The sequence below is a fragment of the Niabella agricola genome (genome assembly GCF_021538615.1).
GTDB classification, from domain to species: Bacteria; Bacteroidota; Bacteroidia; order Chitinophagales; family Chitinophagaceae; genus Niabella; species Niabella agricola.
Genome location: NZ_JAJHIZ010000003.1, coordinates 3,763,181 through 3,784,646 on the forward strand (window position 1 = coordinate 3,763,181; position 21,466 = coordinate 3,784,646).

General features: G+C 48.0%; 15 protein-coding genes. 9 read left to right on the plus strand and 6 right to left on the minus strand.

Going from position 1 to position 21,466, the window contains the following annotated elements; genetic code table 11:
* The first annotated feature begins 28 nt into the window (after positions 1–28).
* The 6 genes from LL912_RS21080 (at position 29) to LL912_RS21105 (ending at position 9,086) form a co-directional block, all read left to right on the plus strand.
* On the plus strand, positions 29–994 hold the full coding sequence (locus tag LL912_RS21080) for an IPT/TIG domain-containing protein (protein ID WP_235555590.1): 966 nt from the start codon (positions 29–31) through the stop codon (positions 992–994).
* Between the two features lie 179 nt (positions 995–1,173).
* Positions 1,174–2,163: a hypothetical protein gene (locus LL912_RS21085; protein ID WP_235555591.1), complete on the plus strand. Its 990-nt coding sequence runs from the start codon at positions 1,174–1,176 to the stop codon at positions 2,161–2,163.
* 35 nt (positions 2,164–2,198) lie between these two features.
* Positions 2,199–3,227, plus strand: a complete 1,029-nt coding sequence (locus tag LL912_RS21090) for a hypothetical protein (protein ID WP_235555592.1) — start codon at positions 2,199–2,201, stop codon at positions 3,225–3,227.
* 366 nt (positions 3,228–3,593) lie between these two features.
* The gene (locus LL912_RS21095; RefSeq protein WP_235555593.1) at positions 3,594–4,616 is read left to right on the plus strand and encodes a hypothetical protein; all 1,023 of its coding nucleotides are present in this window, start codon (positions 3,594–3,596) and stop codon (positions 4,614–4,616) included.
* A gap of 9 nt (positions 4,617–4,625) precedes the next feature.
* Positions 4,626–6,689: a sialate O-acetylesterase gene (locus LL912_RS21100; protein WP_235555594.1), complete on the plus strand. Its 2,064-nt coding sequence runs from the start codon at positions 4,626–4,628 to the stop codon at positions 6,687–6,689.
* Positions 6,690–6,707: 18 nt separating this feature from the next.
* The gene (locus tag LL912_RS21105; protein ID WP_235555595.1) at positions 6,708–9,086 is read left to right on the plus strand and encodes an alpha-L-rhamnosidase-related protein; all 2,379 of its coding nucleotides are present in this window, start codon (positions 6,708–6,710) and stop codon (positions 9,084–9,086) included.
* Between the two features lie 74 nt (positions 9,087–9,160).
* Here LL912_RS21105 and LL912_RS21110 read toward each other — a convergent pair whose 3' ends face one another.
* Positions 9,161–10,471, minus strand: coding sequence for a Gfo/Idh/MocA family protein (locus LL912_RS21110; protein ID WP_235555596.1), 1,311 nt, complete (start codon positions 10,469–10,471; stop codon positions 9,161–9,163).
* A gap of 24 nt (positions 10,472–10,495) precedes the next feature.
* Positions 10,496–11,446 carry a formylglycine-generating enzyme family protein gene (locus LL912_RS21115; protein ID WP_235555597.1) on the minus strand — a complete coding sequence of 317 codons (951 nt, stop codon included), beginning with the start codon at positions 11,444–11,446 and terminating at the stop codon, positions 10,496–10,498.
* A gap of 130 nt (positions 11,447–11,576) precedes the next feature.
* Here LL912_RS21115 and LL912_RS21120 point away from each other — a divergent pair, with 130 nt between their 5' ends.
* Both LL912_RS21120 and LL912_RS21125 read left to right on the plus strand, forming a co-directional pair.
* Complete coding sequence (locus tag LL912_RS21120; protein WP_235555598.1) at positions 11,577–12,491, plus strand: hydroxypyruvate isomerase family protein; 915 nt, start codon at positions 11,577–11,579, stop codon at positions 12,489–12,491.
* Positions 12,492–12,543: 52 nt separating this feature from the next.
* Positions 12,544–13,371 carry an alpha/beta hydrolase gene (locus tag LL912_RS21125; protein WP_235555599.1) on the plus strand — a complete coding sequence of 276 codons (828 nt, stop codon included), beginning with the start codon at positions 12,544–12,546 and terminating at the stop codon, positions 13,369–13,371.
* A gap of 6 nt (positions 13,372–13,377) precedes the next feature.
* Here LL912_RS21125 and LL912_RS21130 read toward each other — a convergent pair whose 3' ends face one another.
* The 4 genes from LL912_RS21130 to LL912_RS21145 form a co-directional block, all read right to left on the minus strand.
* Positions 13,378–14,001 carry a GyrI-like domain-containing protein gene (locus LL912_RS21130; RefSeq protein ID WP_235555600.1) on the minus strand — a complete coding sequence of 208 codons (624 nt, stop codon included), beginning with the start codon at positions 13,999–14,001 and terminating at the stop codon, positions 13,378–13,380.
* Positions 14,002–14,184: 183 nt separating this feature from the next.
* Positions 14,185–16,230, minus strand: a complete 2,046-nt coding sequence (locus tag LL912_RS21135; protein ID WP_235555601.1) for an OPT family oligopeptide transporter — start codon at positions 16,228–16,230, stop codon at positions 14,185–14,187.
* A 60-nt stretch (positions 16,231–16,290) separates the two neighbouring features.
* Positions 16,291–17,934 (minus strand): peptide MFS transporter, encoded by a 1,644-nt coding sequence (locus LL912_RS21140; protein ID WP_235555602.1) that lies wholly within the window; start codon positions 17,932–17,934, stop codon positions 16,291–16,293.
* A 111-nt stretch (positions 17,935–18,045) separates the two neighbouring features.
* Positions 18,046–19,767 carry a peptide MFS transporter gene (locus LL912_RS21145; RefSeq protein WP_235555603.1) on the minus strand — a complete coding sequence of 574 codons (1,722 nt, stop codon included), beginning with the start codon at positions 19,765–19,767 and terminating at the stop codon, positions 18,046–18,048.
* Positions 19,768–19,875: 108 nt separating this feature from the next.
* On the opposite strand from LL912_RS21145, the gene purD reads away from it, so the two are divergent.
* A complete protein-coding gene (purD, locus tag LL912_RS21150; protein WP_235555604.1) occupies positions 19,876–21,150 on the plus strand; it encodes a phosphoribosylamine--glycine ligase in 1,275 nt (424 codons plus the stop codon).
* Positions 21,151–21,466: the final 316 nt, after the last annotated feature.

Below are 21,466 nucleotides of genomic sequence, written 5' to 3' on the forward strand. Positions count from 1 at the left end.
TTTATGAATCACTTTTTAAACAAATCTTATGTCTAAAAATTATATGATAGCAGGAGTGCTGGTTCTCCTGTCCGGTATGGCCGGATCCTGTAAAAAGGATAATAACAAATTGCCGGAGAATAATGCGCCCATTCCGCGGATACTAAAATTTGAACCCGAAAATGCGGGACCGGGGGACCAGCTCACCATTAAAGGGCTGAATTTTTCTCCGGATCCAGAAAAAAATATTGTACGGTTTAATCAAACGGTTGTTGCTGCACAATCGGTGAGCGATACGGCAATTACGGTAGTGGTGCCGGACCTTACTGTAAAATCAGCCGCCATAACGGTTAGAAGCAATGGAAAGATTTCCAACAGAAGGAATCTCAACCTGGTTCAGATCAAAAAAATTAGCGACGATTTTAACCGGGCGAATGTAGACCCGGTAGATAGGACTGTTGTGCCCAACCCTATCGGTGCAAATTGGGAAATCGTAGCCGGCAAGCTGGGTCTGGAAAATAACCGGCTGGCCACACATGCAGGCGGCCTGGAAACCTACATGCTCTATCGGTCGCCTGAAGTGGATATGAAAGCCGGCAACGATCATTTTTTTAAATTTTCTGCGTCGGTTACCGTCTCTGGAGGTGGCTCATTTGGAGGTGTGATTTTTAATGCACAGGCAGATAATAAACGGTTTTATCTTTTAAGAACTGCCGGGACACTGGTTCAGTTGCTGAAGACCGGCAGTAACGGGCCGGGCGACTGGGCGGCTATCATGATCAATGATCATTTTGAAGGATTTACCGATAATAAGCCCTACCAGGTAACCATTTCTTCTTCCACTGCCGGAAAAATTACCATCAGGATCTCGGATCCGGATACAAACGGTGTAATGCTGGAGCGTACGGTAGAGGATGCCAATCCTTACCTTGGAGGCGTACCCGGTTTTTATTATTTCGGGCTGGCCAACCCGGTGAATATCTATTTTGATGATTTTTCACTTGAACTGCAGTAATTGTATACATATAACCGTGAACGATGTTGACTTTTATAAATGGGTGCCCTGCGGATGAATACAAGGGAAACATTCGGGCCGGGCGGTTTTGAGGATCTGCCTGGTGCTTTGGCTGCGGAGATAAAATTCTTTAAAGGCCATGTATAAAAGTGGAACAGGGTTCAATAAAAAAATGTAAGATGAAATCTATTTTTTTGATAGTGGGCTGTATGATTTGGGCAGCCTGCGGCAGGAAAACAACAACAGTGAATGATTCCGGTACAGGAGGCAGTACCGGAGTGCCGGTCTCTTTGTTTACGGATGCTAATTTTGAAACCGGCCTTTATTTAAAGGGTGATGTGAGCGGCGCGCCTTCTGCCGGGATGTCTTTATACCCTTTCGGGCAGAAGGGTAATAAACCGGCCTGGGAGCTGGCGGAATGGGCCAGTAAATATTTGTTACAACAGAACGGCATGGTGGAAAAAAACGGAGAGAAGCTTTATGAAAATAACGGGAAGCTGCTTTCATTTATGCGCGAGGGTAATACGACAAAGATCCGTATGGATGTTAAAGCTTCCGCAGAATATGAGCATCCGCGCAAAAGCGGGGAAGCCTGGCCGCATTTATTATTGGAGCAGGCTTTTTCGGTAAAGCCCTACCTGAAGCATGTAGATAAGCTCATATTGAATTTTGAAGGCCGTTTAGTGAATTGCAGGCTGGCCATGCCCCAGGGTAGTTTTGATGCGGGCTTACATACGGCCCAGTTTCAGCTGTTTATAACGCTGCAGAATCTTAACCCTCAATCATCCAGCTATGGAGAACTGGTGTGGTTTGGCGTGCCTTTTTACGACTACCGGCACCGGCAGCTGCAGGTGTATGCCGCACAGGATATCGGAAAAGGGGATGCTACCGGAATGTTTATATACAGCCTGGGTACCACGGATTATATGCAAGGCAGTTTTCACGACGCTAACTGGGTAAAGGTGGAAAAGGATCTGAAGCCGCTGATGGTAAAAGCGGTGAACCTTGCAAAGGAGCGGGGGTATCTTAAAGGAGCCACCCTGGATGATATCCGTATCGGAGGGATGAATATTGGCTGGGAAGTACCGGGCACTTTTGATGCCGGATTTGAATTCAGGGGGTTTGACCTGAAGTACCTGCCGCTAAAAGAAGGTAGCGCCGGTAAATAATCGCATGCGGAAAATGATCAGATAAAAAAACAGGTATGAAACAGAAAAACAAAAAAAAGCTACTTCCGTTTTTTGCCCTTATGCTGCTGATCGGTGCATGCACTCGGGAGGGTTCCTTTGATGCGGTAAATGGTGGGGCACAGGCAATGCTGACTGCGCCTAAAGGTAAAATTGGTCAGGCAACGGCATCCGGTATCGGATTGCTTACGGACAAGGCATTTCAGCAGGGGTTTAACGTACTGCACCCGGGCTCTGGTGCACTGCAAGGCACGCTGCAATACCCGGACGGGGTTACAGCACCCAAATGGAACCTGGCGCAGTGGTACAGCAGTTCGAGTATCTATGGTGCAGCACCGGTGGCGCTTGGCTCCGGGTCTTACCGTTTTGCCAATGCAGATAAAGCCGTTACCATTGGTCCTGCATCCTCAACGGATAGAAATCTTGTTTTTGCAATCAACGGGCAGAACGAATTTGGGAATAGTTACCGTACGGCTTCCCAGCCCTTCCCGCACCTCTTAGCCGATCAGCGGATTGCTGATCCTGATGGCTGGCTGGGGACAGCAACCCCTTTCCTGGGAGGTTTGGATAGCATGGTTTTCAATATAGATGCCCTGTTGCAATACCATGCACGCAATCAAAAAACGGGTTATGATCCCTCCATTCATGCCTTGCAGTATAGCTGCAGCTTTCTCATACAGAACTTACGCGCAGGAAACCCGGGTTATGGTAAATCCATGTATTTTTTGGTGATGTTGTTTGATGACCGGTATGCTTTACCCGGCCTGGCCATTAACGAAGATATTTTCAGCGGGCGGCTTATTTACGACGTTGGCATTGCTCCATTTACCGGCACCGGACTTATACAAGGTCAATGGAAGAACATTCACGGAAACCTGTTGCCCTATATAAAGCAGGCGTTGACCGAAGCCTGGAACCGGGGATATCTTCTGGAATCACAAAACTATAACGACTACAAACTGTCCCTGTTTACGATGGGATTTGAATGTACCGGTTTAAATATAGGAACCATGCAAACAAAAAACCTGGATCTTGTTGCCTTCTGATAACGGGGGTATACTGTTTGCATAAAAACGACCAGATGATTACTGAGCCGTATATTTTCCCGCCCCGGGTATCAGGTTATTACCGATACTGTAAAAGGCGGAGGCAGACCCTTGGAAAAACGGGGATCAGCGTATAATAACAGGAGGTTGTTAACGCATCTGTAGAAGTGCAGGATACCGATGGCATGTTTAAGAAACATCAAAAGGACTGGCGCTGCTTTTATGGAAGCCCACCGCTTCCGGTTATTGCATTCGATTGATAAAAGATGCAAGCGGTGAGCAAAACAGGTATAATGATTGCAAGATTGCAAACATTTATACTCGGGCAATAATGATTTTTCACTGTAAACAGGAAACATATATAGAATGCCAGGACCAGGATATTTTTTAGTGATATGTATCGCTTTATATCCATTCCTTACCGGATCGGGCAAGCAGGTCGCCGGTAGTCATACGGGCGCGGTATTGGCCATTGCCGGTGAACGGAGTAAACCGGCTCCGGGAAAAGAACTGATCAGGGATGCCCGGTTCCGGCAGGGCTTTTCGCTGTCTCCCTTAACACCGGAGGAAGTAATGGCTGCAGGCAGCTTTGATAAGGCAAGCAAGGGATATTACTATTTTGAGAAAAAAGATCAAAAACCGGTATGGGAATTCTGCCAATGGGCGAGTAAATATTCCCTGGAAGGGGCAAGGCCCAGAAAGAATGCAGATAATAGTGTGGAATATCGGAATGCAGCAAAACGCATCATGCACCATCCGGATGGAACCTTGCATATCGGTGTTACAACCAGTAAGGAATATACAAAACCCAGGGAAGCAGGCGGTGCGTTTACCGGTTTTTTAATCCAGCAGGATTTTCCGGATCTGCCGGACATCGGAAGCATGCAACATCTTTATTTTTCTGCGGCCCTAAAGGTCGTAAAATGTGAGCGAAAAATGACGGACCGGGAATATGATCCCGCCATACATACGGCGCAAACGCCTATGTACTTTATATTGAAGAACAGGAACCCCTGGTCCAAAGACTATAATTATGCCATATGGCTGGGCATACAGTCCTTTGATTACCGTTATCCGAAAATGAATCCGAAAGAAGAGATCGGATTTGATAACGATACGCATATGTATATGTATAATATACCGCAAACGGCTGTTTGGGGCGCAAAGACAACCTTTCATGACCACCAATGGCATAGGACCCGGGTAGATCTGTTGCCCTCGGTATTACAGGCAATAGCATCAATGAGAGCAAAAGGCACTTTTCTGCACTCAGATCTGTCAGACCTGGTGGTTGCGGGAATGAATTTTGGCTGGGAGTGCCCGGGAACTTTTGACGTAGCTCTGGAAATACAAGGGTTGAGTCTTAAGGTAGTGAATAAAAACGATTAAAAATTGAGTATGAAGATGGCTGTTCTGGCAGGCGCGTTAGCGCTCTGTTTTTTGGGGTGCAATGGTTCATTAGAAGCACAAACCGAGTGGAAACAATTATCCGGTGCGTGGAATATATCCGGGAGTCAGGTAAACCCGGTAGCAGGTAAGGACGGGGTATTTACGTTGCTCCATACGGGCTCTGCGAAAGAAATGGCCTGGGAGTCGCTGTCGGTGGATTTCCGCTTTGAAGACCGCTCTGTTAAAGGCGCGCTTGGTATCATGCTGAATATTGAGGCTCCGGATGACTATCAGTTATTGCGGATCGCTCCGGATACAACGCGTTGCGTTCTTCAGCTGTTGCACCGGAAGTATGGATATTTCAGAATGTGGCAGGAAGCTGTCTTACACGAAAAGCTGACTAAAGATCAGGTATATTCGGTTTCTATTGTAAAAGCACCGGCGGTAGACCTGGAAGACTGGCGGCCCTGGAAAATCATCATCCGGGAAAAGAAAACCGGGAAGATCCTGCTGAAACAGGGCGTGTCCAATGATATGCCTGCATTTGGTGTGGGGCAGGTTGGCTTGTATGCGGCTACACCCGCAATTGTTTTTTCAAACTTCCAGTTTGTACTTCAGAACCCGGAACAAAAGGGCCGGGGCCTTGTAGTGCCATCCCTTTTTTCCGATGGCATGGTACTGCAACACTCTCGTGTAAACCTCGTTTGGGGAAAGGCGGCCTCCCAAAGTGAAGTAGAACTACACATTGCAGGAAAGCGGCTAAAGACCCGCTCCGATAAGGAAGGTAAATGGGAGATCCGGATTCCGGCATTGCCGGTAACGGACAGCCTTGATATGGAAATACGCTCTAAAAAAGACCGGATCCGGATCCGGAATATCGCGGTGGGGGAGGTTTGGATGGCTTCGGGACAATCGAATATGGAAATGCGTACCTGGCAAAGCGATGTATCAAAAACCATCACGGCAGAAAATAAGGATGTGAAATTACGGGTGTTTAAACAACCGCAATGGCCATCAGGAGATCCGGTCTTTTCATCCGGCGGAGAGTGGATCCCCGCAGATTCCGCCAGCGTTATGGGATGGTCGGCGGTGGTCAGCAGCTTTGGCATCAACCTGAGGAAAACACTACGGGTGCCGGTTGGGATCATCTGCGCTTATTGGGGCGGAACAGCGGTTGAAAGCTGGTTTCCCAGGGAAACGTTGGCAAAGGATCCGGTTACAGCCCCCATCCTGAAGCGATATAATGCATCTCTGCTCCGGCTTGAAAAAGGACTGCCCGTAGAAACCCGCTTTCCATGGAGCTGGGATGTGGCCGGACAAAGTCATACGCCGGGTAACTTGTACAATGGCATGATCGCTCCGTTGGTGCCTTATTCCATTAAAGGGGTGCTTTGGTATCAGGGCGAGTCCAACACGCAAAAAGCGCGGCAATATGAGCACCTGTTTCCCATGCTCATCGATACGTGGAGAAAAAAGTGGAACAACCCCGCGCTGTATTTTTTTTATGTGCAGCTTGCAGGCTATGATGGCAAACAATCCGGCTCTGAAATTGAATCGGCATGGCCGCAGCTACGCGATATACAAAGACGGGTGTTGGATAAAAAAAAGCATACGGGGATGGCAGTGGCTTTTCATCTTGGCGATTCGTTGGATATTCATCCTTACCGGAAAAACGAGATCGGGTTACGGCTGGCCAACCTGGCACTGCACGATGCTTACGGCTTCACGAAGATCGTCAGCCGCGGCCCGTTGCCGGAACAGGCGTTGTTTAAAAACGGCAGCGCCGCTATCCGGTTCAGGGAAACGGCTGCAGGGTTAACAACCGGTGATGGCAAGCCGTTAACGGGGTTTGCCATCGCGGGGGAAGACCAGGTTTTTTATCCGGCAGTGGCGATTATTTCCGGTGATGGAAAAATGGTAACGGTATCTTCGGATAAAGTACCGGACCCTGTAGCCGTACGGTATGGGTGGGTCAACTATTCATCGGATGCCAATCTGGTGAACAGCGCCGGTCTGCCGGCATCGCCTTTCCGCACAGACAACTGGAAACTGTTAACCGATGATACTTTATAAATGTAAAACGCAAGAGAGATGAACAGATGGACGATTTTGATTCTTTTCCTTGTTTGCAGCGGCGGGTTGCAAGGGCAAAATAGCGCGGCATATAAAGCCTCTGAACAATGGCAGCAACACCAATGGGATGCGCACTGGATCACTGTTCCGCAGGAAGCGGGTTCAAAATATGACTACGGCATCCATCGTTTCAGAAAAACATTTAGCATCCATACTGTGCCAGAAATTTTTGTGATCAACCTTTCGGCGGATCCCCGCTACGAGTTTTTTGTAAACGGCACCCGTGTTTGCAGGGGACCGGCAAGAGGCAGTTTGTACAACTGGCATTATGAAACGGTCAACATTGCGCCGTTCCTGAAAAAGGGAAGCAACCTGATTGCGGCAACGGTATGGAATTACGGCGAATGGTCGCCAGGTGCGCAAATTTCCCTGTATACCGGTTTTATTGTACAGGGAGAATCGGAACAGGAGGCTGTAGTGAATACCGATCATACGTGGAAGGTATATGCCGACCGTTCCTTTAGGCCTTCCCTGGTATACCTGCAGGATGTAGGCCCGGGAGATATCATTCAGGGCGAAACCTACCCATGGAATTGGAATGGTGCTGATTTTGATGATGTACAATGGAAAAATGCCCGGGTACAGGAACGGGGGCAACCGGCAGGAACCGGAACCCAGTACCTGCGGGCGTTAACGCCCCGGCCCATACCGTTGATGGCAGCATGGATGGAGGTCCCAATGAAAATACGCCGGAGTACAGGAATGGATTTAAAAGGCAATTTTATTTCGGATCGGCAGGATTTGAAGATCCCGGCCCATTCAAAAGTTTCCATACTGCTGGACCAGACGTATCTTACCAATGCATACCCGGCATTAACGGTAAGCAAAGGATCACAATCTAAAATCGTCGTCACTTATTCGGAAGCGATGTACCTGGATGATCGGAGTAAGGGCAACCGGAATGAAACAGACGGTAAGCACATCCGTGGGTTTGTAGATGTCTTTTATCCGGAAGGTGGAAACAAACGGGTCTACAGCCCGCTTTGGTTCCGTACGTTCCGGTATATTCAACTGGATATTGAAACAACAACACAGGAGTTGATCCTTCATTCCTTTGACCGGGAATTTACAGGTTATCCGTTTAAAGAGAAGGGGCGTTTTTCCTGTAATGATCCGGTGCTGGAGGAAATATGGAAGACGGGCTGGCGTACGGCAAGGCTTTGCGCTGGGGAAACTTATTATGATTGTCCGTATTACGAGCAACTTCAGTATACAGGCGATACGCGCATACAGGGACTGATTTCATTATATGTAAGTGGTGATGACCGATTGGTGCGGAAAGCGATCTCCGACATCGCTTCCTCTGTAACGCCTGAGGGAATTTTGCTGAGCCGTTACCCGGCGCGGTACAACCAGGTGATCCCGCCCTTCTCGCTTTACTGGATCAATATGTTGCATGATTACTGGATGCACCGGAACGATACAGCATTTGTGGCATCATACCTCCCGGTAGTAAAAAGCATACTGAATTGGTTTGAGTATAAAATAGATCCACAGACCGGTTTGCTGGGGCCTTTACCGCACTGGAATTTTGTAGACTGGCCGGTTGAATGGCCGTGGAATGACCGGGCACCATTGGGCGGCACACCCCCCGCGGCCATCAGGGGAGGCTCGTCCATCCTTAGCCTGCAGCTCGCTTATGCCCTTGCAGATGCGGCGGCACTCCTGGAACATTTTAATGAAACAGGGCTGGCCTCAAAATATAAAAAGCTGAAACAATCGATTGGTGAAGCGGCCATGAAACAGTGCTTTGACCGGCAGCGGGGGCTGATGGCCGACGACCCGGCCCATAGCAGTTTCAGTCAGCATGCGTCGATTATGGCCATTCTTTCAGACGCTATCAGTAAGGACCAGCAGCAGCATCTATTTGAAAAGCTGAATTCCGATCGTTCATTGACCCAGGCTACGGTCTATTACCGCTTTTACCTGTTCCGGGCGATGAAAAAAGCAGGACTGGCAGATCGCTATGTCAGCAGCCTCGATATCTGGAAAACCATGCTAAAGAGCGGGCTGACCACGTTTGCGGAGCAGCCGGAACCCTCCCGTTCCGATTGCCATGCATGGAGCGCAAGCCCCAATTATGACCTGCTGGCAACGGTTTGTGGGATCGCACCGGGCGCACCAGGGTTTCAAAAAGTAAAAATAGCGCCCCACTTGGGAACATTAAAATGGGTAAAAGCCGCTATGCCGCATGCGCATGGGGAAATCAGCGTTTTCTTTGAACAACGGAATGGCCGGTTAGCGGGCAGCATTACGCTTCCGCCTGGTTTGTATGGCGTGTTTGAATATAAAGGCGTTTCAAAGAATCTGGTTCCGGGTACAAATGACCTGAATTGAAAGCATTACGGTGTTGCCCGGAAATAAAAAACCGGACGTTTTTTCGTCCGGCTTTTATATAAACATTCCTTATACTAAAAATATTTTGTCTTCCCTGGCATTGCGATCGGGTAGAAGCCATCTGCGTCTGGAACCACGGGTGGTGTGGCATTAAAGCTGTATTCTTTGGGCATGATGTCAATGCCGGAGTTCAACGCTTTATCCCATTCAATCACCTGTCCGCTATACGTAGCCATGCGTCCGATGATCGATGTCAGGGTGCTTTTAGCTCCATATTCGGCATTGTCAAATTTATACTGTCCCTTCGCAATGGCGTCAAAGAGTTCATCATGCTCGGTTTGATAAGGATTCCGCTCATTCTTTTTATCGAATGCATATAGCACTTTTCCCGAACGGTCTTTGATCACAGCCTGATCGCAAAAAATGGAGCCCTTGGTGCCTACCAGCAATTCATCAACCTTGCTCATGGTTCCCGGGATATGCCGACACTGGCTGTTGAGGATGGACCCGTCAGCATAATGAAACTCCACATAATGGTGATCGTAGATCTCTCCATATTGTTTGCCCGTGCGTACCTGGCGGCCTCCCATGCCCTGGGCCTTAACCGGATAAGCATTCTTAAACCAGTTCATCACATCGATATTATGGATATGCTGTTCGGTAATATGATCGCCGCAAAGCCAGTTGAAGTAATACCAGTTGCGCATCTGATACTCCATTTCGGTTTGTTGGGGTTCCCGTTGCTTTACCCAAACACCGGAGTTATTCCACCAAACTTGCCCGGAAAGAATATCCCCGATCATGTCTTTCCGCTCAAACAATGCTCTGTAAGAATCCTGGTAACGGCGTTGCAATCCTACTACCACGTTCAGTTTTTTCTGTTTCGCGATCTCCGCCGCATCCAGTACTTTCTTTATTCCCGCCGGATCCGTGGCCATTGGTTTTTCAGTAAAGATATGCTTGCTTTGTTTTACAGCTTCTTCAAAATGAATGGGACGGAACCCGGGAGGAGTGGTAAGAATTACAACATCTGCAAGCGCTATGGCTTTTTTATAGGCATCAAAGCCCGTGAACTTATTGCTTTCGGGAACATCAATCTTACCTTTCAGCGCGGCCATGTCTTCGGAGGTAATGGTTTTATAACATCCATCCAGGCGATCTTTAAAAGCGTCTGCCATGGCCACCAGTTTTACATTCTGTTTGGTAGAAAGGGCTTGGGTTACGGCTCCGGTACCACGGCCGCCGCAACCGATCAGGGCTATTTTGATCTCGCCCTTTGCGCCGGAAAAAAAGTTTATGTTGCCCATTGCAGGAGCCGCCAGCAAACCTCCGGCAAGGAGGGAGCTGTTTTTTACAAAATCTCTTCTTGTTGTTTTTTGATTCATGATATGGTATTTAATCGCCAGAAATTATAAGATATAGGTGGAGAAAAATTTTTCGATTTCTTCAGCACTGGGCTGTTTAACCGGCCGTACCAGTCGGAATCCCACAAATGGTGCATCTGCATTCCACCATTTGCTTTTGGGTATTTGCGGGTCGCGGCGGTTCCAGATAGGGTCCGATTCGGTCCGGTTGGCGCTGCGCAGCGCAGCCGCATCATCCTTATAATTACCGCCTCTCACAATGCGTGGATTCCGAGTTTGTGGCAATCGTGTGGGGTTGGTGGCTTCTTTACCCAGGGTTTTATAATAGTCCGCCTGATATTGGTCCAGCACCCATTCAGCCACGTTTCCATAAATGTCGTAGAGTCCCCAAGGGTTGGGTTTTTTCAAACCAACCTTATGGTATGTATCCTCACTGTTTTTCGCGTACCAGGCATATTCATCCAGTTGTTTGGGATCGGTACCAAAAAAATAAGACACTGCAGAACCGGCACGGGCGGCATATTCCCATTCCGCTTCAGTAGGCAGGCGGTAAAAGACGCCTGTTTTTGTATAAAGCCATTTGCAATACATGACGGCGGCGCGCTGCTGCATACTGTTGGCCGGAAATCCACCTTCCTTCCCCATGCCTAAGGTAAGGTCAATATACGGGGGAGTAGGCCTTGTAACGGCATCTGCATCTACATTTTGCCCAAGGCTTTCATCATTTTGGAAAAGGGCGTATTCATCAAAAGTTACCTCATGGGCACCCATATAAAAAGCATCCAGCTTTACGGTTACCGGCGGTTTTTCATCAGCATCTCCGGTGCTGCTACCCATCTTAAAGGATCCTGCGGGAATGGGAACCATGGTAAATTTTACAGATGAACCGGGAATGGTCTGTTCATATTTTTGAAATCCGGCGTCTTTTTTTTCCTGGGCTGTAAGTGCACTAACCCCTGCTGAGCAAAGCAATGTTGCTGCAATCAATTTTTTCATCGTTCCGAAGTTAGGTAAATTTTCAATTTGACAATTAAATGCCCCGAAAATATTATAAAATGAAAATGATCCCCAAATCTTTTTTATAACTACTAAAGTTTCCTATTTTTAGTTCGAAAAAATTTGCCACATGAACCGAAGAAATTTCGTAAAAAACAATGTATTAACGATGAGCGCCCTCGGATTGGGAACCAGCTTATGGGCAGGATCAGCGAAAGATGTAAAAGCGGATAAGACCTTTCATCTGGACTATGCCCCCCATGACGGTATGTTTGGTAACAGCGCGGGTAAGGACTTTATCGACCAGATAAAGTATATGTATGACAAGGGGTTCCGTTCTATAGAAGACAACGGCATGACCGGAAGAACCCCGGAGATGCAGTCAAAAATTGGGGAAACCCTGGCCAAGCTGAATATGCGGATGGGGGTTTTTGTTGTGCCCAAAGGTGGTAATGGCGCCAATACCCTGGCAGCTAATAAGAAAGAGCATCTGGATATCTTTCTGGACGGTTGCAGGAAGTCAGTAGAAGTGGCGAAGCGGTGTAACGCCAAATGGGTAACTGTGGTGCCCGGCGATTTTCAGCGTAACCTTCCTCTTGAAGTACAAACCGGCAATGTGATCGACGCCTTGAGGAGAGGCGCGGAAATCTTCGAACCGCATGGCATTGTAATGGTACTGGAACCGCTCAGCGATACACCCGATCTATTTCTTCGTACCTCTGCCCAAACCTATGAAATCTGCCGGGGCGTAAACAGTCCCTCCTGCAAGATCCTGTACGATATCTACCATATGCAGAAAAATGAGGGCAATCTGATTAAAAATATGGAACTGACCTGGAGCGAAATCGCTTATATCCAGATCGGTGACAATCCCGGAAGAAAAGAGCCTACAACCGGAGAGATTAATTATAAAAATGTGTTCAAATGGCTGTATGAAAAGGGGTATAAAGGTGTTTTAGGGATGGAGCATGGCAATTCACAACCCGGAAAAGCAGGGGAAGACCGGCTGATAGCGGCATACCGGGAATCGGATGCTTTTATGTAGGATTGATTACATCCTTTGTAAAAACACACCTTCTCAAAAAATCAATTAAAGCATGAGAAAGGCTGTTATCCTGCTGCTATTTCTTTGGAGTGCCGGTTTCCTAAATGCTGCCACTGTTGATACTGTAAGTATTTACAGCAGTGCCATGAAGAAAAGCTCCAAATGTGTAGTCATACGCCCTCAAAATTATCCGGAAGGAAAAAGCTTTCCGGTGGTTTACCTGCTGCATGGCTATGATGGCTGGTATGCAAACTGGATCATCCGGGTACCGGAACTGAAAGTACATGCGGATCGTTACCAGCTGTTGATTGTTTGTCCGGATGGCAGTAAGGACAGCTGGTACTTTAACAGCAGGATGAACCCGTTGGTACAGTACGAAACCTATATCGGTACAGAAGTGCCCGGTTATATCGACGCACATTACAAGACGCAGAAAAGCCGCCTGGCCAGGGCCATTACAGGGTTAAGCATGGGCGGCCATGGCGGCTTGTTTCTGGGCCTGCGGCATGCTGCCACCTTCGGAGCCTGCGGCAGCATGAGTGGCGGAGTAGATATAAAGCCGTTTTCGGAAAAATGGGGGATTAAATCGTGGATCGGCGATCCGGATGCCGCCGGTTTCGACTGGAAAGAGATCACTGTGGCGGATGCCATTGAAAAATATCCCCGTGATTCAGTGGCCATCATTTTTGATTGCGGGGTAGACGATTTTTTTTACGAAACGAACAATGCGCTTCATGAAAAAATGGTGCGGTTGAAAATTCCCCACAACTATATTTCCTACCCCGGTGGGCATGACTGGGCCTATTGGAAAAACGCCATCAAATACCAGTTACTCTTCTTCAGGGATTTTTTTGATAAAATGAAAATGCCGGATCAATAAACCAGGCTATTTTACCGGTTCTCTTAAGATCGTTTTCAGTTTTTCCGGAGCAGTTTTATTAAAGTCAGACAAATAGATCTCATGATGTACACCGTTCCGGGAAAGATTGTGCTCGTGCATAAATACACTGATTTTTTCCAGTGATTCCGGTTCGGTGGCAAAGGGTCCCTGGTGCAGCAACTGCACGCAAAGACCTTCTTCCATGCTGAACAACTCTAGGAATTGAACATCGATGAGCTGTTTTTTCAAGAGCACCGTTTCCTGGCTTTGCTGCACGTCTTTTTTGGTGATGAAATCAGGCAGCCGTATCAGCAGACGGTATTCCCATTCGCTCCGGGGTACTTTCAGTGAGGCTTCAGCAGCTGTTTGCACGCTGAACCGGCTTTCATCAAACCACCAGAGTCCCTCCAGTTTTGAAACGACGAAATCCTTATTGAGGACCTTGCAGGCGAACTTAAGCGTGTATGCAGTGCTATACAAGGCTTCAATATGTTTTTTAAAAGATCCACCGGAAGGATCGCCTTTGCCGGTGATGGACAGGAATTGAGCCGCTTCAATGGTTACCAGTGCAGGCTCTGGCTTTGCGGTGTAATAATGCCGGTATTGCTTTGTAAGATCCAGTTTCTCCATGATAGAATATTTTAATAGTACAAAGAACATATCCCGTTATGACAGCTATATGTCAGCAGAAATAAAGGCTATAAAAAAAATCACCCCCATTTAAAATGAGGGTGACTCTTGGTATGGTACTATAAAAACGGATCAATTGTCGGTTTGTTGCAATCTTGCGTTGCTACACGAAAAGAAATCCGTTTACTCTTTGTTCTTGGACAGCCCTACCCGGTAAAGTACAAAGGCCATGGTGGCAAAGGCCAGTGTGCCCAATACGTAATAACCGCCTTCTCCCAGCGCCGTGCTGAGTCCGTGTTCCGCGTTCACTGCTTTTAATGCGGCAGCCGGACCGTCGAACCCGGAAAGAATGGCTATTACCACCCCCGCAACGGCCCCGCCGGCCACCAGCCCGGTGGCAAAAAGATTACCACGCCCCAATTCTTCCTCTTCGGGATTTGCAGCTTTCCCGGCTTTTTTATCTACTGCTCCACGGATCAATCCGCCAATAAAAATAGGTAATGTGGTAGACAGTGGCAGATAGGCGCCTACGGCAAAGCTTAGCGATTTAACACCGCAAAGTTCCAGCACAATCGCAATAAATACACCAACGAGCACAAACTGCCAGTCGAGGTTAAAGGAGAGGATGCCTCTTGCCAGGGTAGCCATCAGGGTACCCTGCGGTGCCGGGTAATACTCCGAACCGATAGCGTGTGTTGTTACCCCTTTCGCTACCATATCTGCCGTAGGTTTATCCAGGAAGTTCACGGTGAGGCCAATCACAATCGACGAAACGATTACGCCCACAAATAGCGCCAGCTGCTGGTATTTAGGCGTGGCGCCTACAATATAACCGGTCTTCAGGTCCTGCGACGTAGCGCCGGCATTGGCGGCAGCGATACAGATCAGTCCCCCAACCACCAGGGCCATGGGCTCATAAGCCTTTCCGCTCCAGCCAACAGCAATAAAGATAAGGCAGGTGCCCATCAATGTAGCAATGGTCATACCACTGATTGGGTTATTGGAAGAACCAATGAGGCCTACGATACGGGAAGAAACGGTTACAAAAAAAGCTCCAAAGATCACTACCAGGATACCGATCAATAATTTTTGCAGAATGGTATGTCCGGGGATCTGGGGCAACAGGGCAATCAGGATTACCAGGCCCAGGCTGCCCAGGGCCACTACCTTCATGCTCAGGTCGCGTTCCGTCCGTTTAACTGAAGTTTCAGCAGCAGAAGCTCCTTTTATAGAGCCCAGGCTTCCTTTGAAAGAGGAAATAATGGTCGGAATGGTTTTGATCAGCGTGATGAAACCACCGGCTGCTACGGCCCCGGCGCCGATCTGGCGGATATATGCGTAATAAACAGCAGATGAAAAATCTTCAAATGTTTTAGCTACGGGATCCCAGCCGCCCTTGCCGCCAGCTGTTCCGATATCCGTAAGATATCCGAGTTTTACCAGTTGGGTGGCGATCAGCTCCGGCGCAACTACAGATGATAACAAGGGGATCAGCACCAGCCAGGCCAGTACGCCACCGGCTACCAGTACGCCGGCAATCCTGGGCCCGATGATATATCCAACGCCCAGGTATTCTGGGGTAATTTCACCACTGACCTTTGCAGATGGGAAAAACCGGTTGGTTTGCTTGGTTACAAAAGCAGGCGTTTCGGCAATCACATGAATAATCTTTTGTAATATGGCATACACAAACGCAAAGCCAAGCCCCCAGAACGCGGTCTTGGCAAAATCACCGCCCTTTTCCCCGGCTTTTAATACATCAGCACAGGCCGTGCCTTCCGGGTAGGGCAGGGTTTTATGTTCATTTACGATCAACGACTTCCGGAGCGGGATCATCATCAGGGTGCCCAATATACCGCCGATAATGGCCAGGGTAAGAATGGTCATGTAGTTAAAAAAATGTTCGCCGCTGCCATTGCTTAAGAATAAAAACCCCGGGAGGGTAAATACCACACCGGCAGCAATGCTTTCGCCTGCTGAGCCTGTGGTTTGAATGATATTGTTTTCAAGGATGGTGGTCTTTAAAAATTTCCGGCCCAGGGTAATGGCAATCACTGCAATAGGAATGGATGCGGATACGGTTAATCCGGCTTTTAAGGCCAGGTACACGGTGGCCGCACCAAATATGATCCCGAAGGCAGCGCCGGTAAGCACCGATTTTAATGTAAACTCGGCCATGCGCGCCTCGTCGGGCACAAAGGGCTTAAATGAAGATTTTGTTTCCTGCATAGATATACTTAAATGATGATGGTTGCTTTGTTGTCCTTTTCCAGCTCCTGTCAGTCTGCTTTATGCGACGCCTTTTTCCTTCATTACTTTGTTTAACCATCTTAAGATCGCAAAAAGGAATAAGGCGGCACTAAAAAGCAATATGAAATTCAGCCAAAAGTAGCTTTCTTTATTGGTATATTCATCCCATTTGCTGGAAAGGATACCACTCAGTTTGTTGCCAATGGAGATGGCCAGGAACCATCCGCCCATCATCAGGGAGGTAATACGCACGGGGCTTAATTTGGATACCAGCGATAGTCCCATCGGGCTTAAAAAAAGTTCTCCGATGGTAATAACTCCGTAACTGGCTACCAGCCACCAGATGCTTACCTTTTCTGCGCCGTTATTTCCTGCTTTTACTGCAAATAGCATCACCAGTACCGAAAAGGCCGACACCAGCAGGCCGAGCGCAATTTTTGAAGGCGTGGAGGGCTCTTTTCCTTTCCTTCGGAGCCAGGTAAAAAAGGCCACCAGTAAGGGGGTGAGTACGATGACCCAGAACGGGTTGATCGATTGCGAAAGCGAAGGTGCCCAGGCCTTCACCTGGTCGCCGTCCTTCAGCGGGGTTTCCGCCAGGTTCATATTTTTAAAATACGAAGGATAATCCAGCCTTTTTACCTCTTTGCCGTTTTCTTTTATTTTGCGGAACTGATTGTCGAGCAAGGTAACAGAATCCTTTTTATAGGTAATGGTTTCGGTTAATTTCAACGCGCTGAGGACCTTGCCCTGTGTACCTTGCACATGCCGCTCGGTATACCGGCTGGCCCAGGTATTGAGCGCGGAACCGTTCTGTTTGAAAATGGCCCAGAATAAGATGACCACGGCAAAGATCGACAGCAGCGCCGCCATGGGGCGCCGTTCCTCTTTCGGACTACGAAACAGGAGCGCTATAAAGAATACTGCAACCGGGAAGCAGGCAAAAATAAAAGCATCCGTACTGCTGCTATCAAAAATAGCGCCGTCGGGGCCTTTTACCAGGTAACCGGCCGCTCCAAAAACCAGGGCGGGCAGTACTACCAGGCTGAATATCCGGGCCATGGACATATCGCCTTCTTTCAGCGGCTTACGGGTATCAAATGCTTTGTAATGCCGCATGCCAACCACAAAAATGATCACTCCGAGGAACATGCCCACACCGGCAGCGATAAAAGCAGCACCCCAGCCGATGGTGGTATAAAGGGCCGCGCCGAAAAAATTACAGATAAAGGCGCCGATATTTATGCCCATATAAAAGATGTTGTATCCTTCATCCTTTTTATCCTGATATTGAGGCGTAGAATATACATTGCCCAGCAGGGTAGAAATATTGGGTTTAAAGAACCCGTTGCCAATAATGATGAGGGTCATGGCCAGGTACAGCATGGGTACGGAGCGCACACTCATGAGGCAATAACCCATACCCATCAGCAATCCGCCAATGATAATGGAATTGCAGTATCCCATTTTACGGTCGGCCAGCAGTCCTCCCAGGAAAGGTGTAAAATAGATGAGCGCGATAAATGTACCATAAAGGGAGGCCGACTCTTTTTCGTCCATGCCAAAGCCACCGGCGGCATCTTTCAGGTAAAACGTAAAAATACCCAGTAACAGATAGAAGCCAAAACGCTCCCACATCTCACTAAAAAATAAAAAAGGCAGCGCCTTGGGATGTCTTTTCCACATGACCAATTGGTTTCAGGGGCGAAAGATAACAAATGATCGTTTATAAAATAAAAAAAACACGCAGTATGGAACTACGTGTCTTTTAAGACGATTATTTGCCCAATGGCGCGATCAGGCAGAACCCGTCCGCTCTTTTACAATCGCATTTAATGATTTGATCCGGGCAAAGATCCAGAAACCTCCGATAAAGGCGGCAACCGCAATGATCAGGAAGAAAATCTTCTTATCAGCAAAATGATCCCACTGGCTGGCCATTACACCGGCCACTTTTCCGCCCAGCGATGTGGAAAGGAACCAGCCGCCCATCATGAGCGCTGTAAGCCGGGGAGGGGAGAGCTTGGATACAAACGACAAACCGATCGGGCTCAATAAGATCTCGCTGATCGTAAATACAAAATAGGTGATAAACAGCCAGTAAGCTGCTGTTTTATTCGTGTAAACCGAGGGAACAGACATTACTGCAAATACCATCGCCAGGGCCGAAAGGCCGGAAATGAACAGGGCCAGGCCAAATTTCGCCGAGGTGGTGGGCTCACTGCGCCGTTTCCGCAACCACACCAGCAGTCCCACCAATATGGGGGTCAGCACCACAATGAAAAACGGATTGATCGATTGAAACAGTTCCGTATTGGCCAACCGCTCCACCTTTCCCTGCGGCCATTCGGATGGGGGCACATTATTATAATAAGGATCGGGCCCCTGTACCTGTACGATCCTTGTGGCAGAGTCTACCAGGTTACCGTTCGCCAGCAGAAGATCCTTGCCTTTTACGGCCTGGATCACCGAACTGGTGTCGGTTACCGGAATCAAATGGCCGTCTACTTTATCAGTTTGTCGCAGGCTATCCGTTACTTTTTCAAGGAAACCCAGTTTGCCTGCAATCTGTTCGGTGGTACCGCTTACTTTACGGTCGGTATAGGTTTGTGCCCAAATGGTAAGACCCGTTGAATTCTGGTTATAGATGGTCCAGAAAATAATGGAAATGGCAAAAATGAACAACAAGGCCCCAATCGACCGTTTGTCGGACCCCTGTGCTTTACGCCAGATGTTTACATAAAAGATGATCACGGGCACACAGGCAAACATAAAAGCATCGTTGGTATCAGACCCAAACAGGTTTCCGGGAATGATCCAACCAATAACGGCAGCTATGATTGCGGGTAAAAACACGTAAAGCATGATCTTCGACATAGGCATGTCTTCTTTTTGCAGGGGCTTTTTGATATCCCCTTCTTTAACATGCTTCAATTGTGTGGCCAGCCAGATGAGGCCCAGGATCAATCCTACACCTGCGGCTGCAAAAGCATAACCCCAGCCATAGGTATTGCGCAGATAAGCTGCTGCAAAATTGCAGAAAAGGGCGCCGATGTTTACGCCCATATAAAAAATATTGTACGCGTTGTCTTTTAAAGGCTTTAATTCTTCTCTATTATAAATATTACCAAGGATGGTGGAAATATTGGGTTTAAAAAAGCCGTTGCCGATACAGATCAGTCCCAGTGAAACGAACATGGCCGTATCCCCGGGAATGGCCAGCCCGATGTAACCGGCTGCCAGCAGGGTGCCGCCTAAAAAAATAGATTTGATGTACCCTAGATACCGGTCGGCTAGCAGGCCTCCGATAAAGGGAGTTAAATATACCAATGCAATAAAGGTGCCCACAATGTCGGCACCCGTTTTATTGTCAAATCCTTTTCCCCCCGTTTTGTTATCTGTGAGGTAAAGAAATAAAATTCCAACCATCAAATAGTATCCGAAACGCTCCCACATTTCGGTAATAAATAACACAAACAGCGAGCGGTGATGTTTCGCTTTGGCGGGTACCTGGGTCATATATTCTATTTAAAAATTACCGGCCAAAGTACAGAAAAATCCGGAATCACCTTTTTTTTTCATTTTATGGCTATCTTTCCGCCCTTAATATTGATCAAAAGCAAAAAAATGAAAATACTGGTCTTAGGAAGCGGGGGGCGGGAGCATGCTTTAGCCTGGAATATGAAGACGCGCGGGAATCATGAACTGTTTATCGCCCCGGGAAACCCGGGAACGGCGGCGCTTGGAACCAACGTAAACCTGGGTGTGAATGATTTTGAAGGCATCGGTGCATTTTGCCGGGAAACCGGCATTGAAATGGTGGTGGTAGGACCGGAAGAGCCCCTGGTAAAAGGGATCCGGGATTTTTTCCTGGCAGATGAAGCGCTGAAAGCCATATCGTTGATTGGCCCCTCGCAGTTTGGCGCGCAGCTGGAAGGAAGCAAGGCCTTTGCAAAAGCCTTTATGGAACGTCACCAGATTCCGACAGCTGGTTACAAAGAATTTACCGAAGCGAATTATGAAGAAGGGATCCGGTATCTGGAAACCCATGCATTGCCGGTGGTGTTAAAGGCCGATGGATTGGCCGCCGGAAAAGGAGTGGTAATCTGTCAGACCAATGAGCAGGCGGTGGCGGAGTTTGAAGCCATGATCCAGGAGGCAAAATTCGGTGAAGCCAGCCGTAAAGTAGTGGTAGAGGAATTTTTATCAGGGATTGAAATGAGTGTGTTCCTGGTTACCGACGGAAAGGAATATGTGGTGCTGCCGCAGGCCAAGGATTATAAACGTATCGGGGAGAAGGATTCCGGGTTGAATACCGGGGGCATGGGGGCGGTTAGCCCGGTGCCGTTTGCCGATGCTGCGTTTATGCAAAAAGTAACGGACCGTATTATTATACCTACAGTGGATGGGTTAGCAAAAGAACAGATCGATTATACAGGGTTTGTGTTTATCGGCCTGATCAAAGTGGGCGATGATCCGTTTGTGATCGAATACAATTGCCGTATGGGCGACCCGGAAACAGAAGTAGTGATGCCCCGGCTGAAAAACGATATTGCCACTGTATGTAAAGCGGCTGCTGAGCACCGGCTTTCTGAAATTACGATCGAGGAAGATCCACGTACCGCGGTAACCGTAATGGCTGTAAGCGGGGGTTATCCGGGCGATTATGAGAAGGGATTTAAAATAACCGGACTGGGTCAGCCATTGAGCGATGCCATCCTGTTTCAGGCGGGTACAAAGGAGCTGGATGGACAGGTGGTGACCAGTGGAGGAAGAGTGCTTTGTGCCACGGCATTTGGCCACTCGGTTACGGAAGCCGTTGGCCGCTCAAAGGCAATCCTGGAGCAGATACACTTCGATGATATGTATTATCGAAGAGATATTGGGTATGAATTTTCATAATTCGTAACGGTCCGGCACGCGGGGCAAGGTATCCATTCAAGAATTTAAAAGATGGCAGTCTCAACGGGCAGCCATCTTTTGTTTTATATGGCGGTACCGTTCTGTAAGCCGAGGCGGATCAGGATCTGTTTACGGATAACCATAAGGCGACCAAATCGAAGGCAATTTTGTAGCGTGAAACTTTGTAGCTTTTTTTTGCTACAAAAAATGGTGTTACAAAATTGTGACTCGTCCTAAAAAAGTTGACTGACGTGTCCTGAAAAAAAGTTGACAAAGGGTTTAAAAAACGATTACAGGTTTTTGCGGTCTTCGCCGG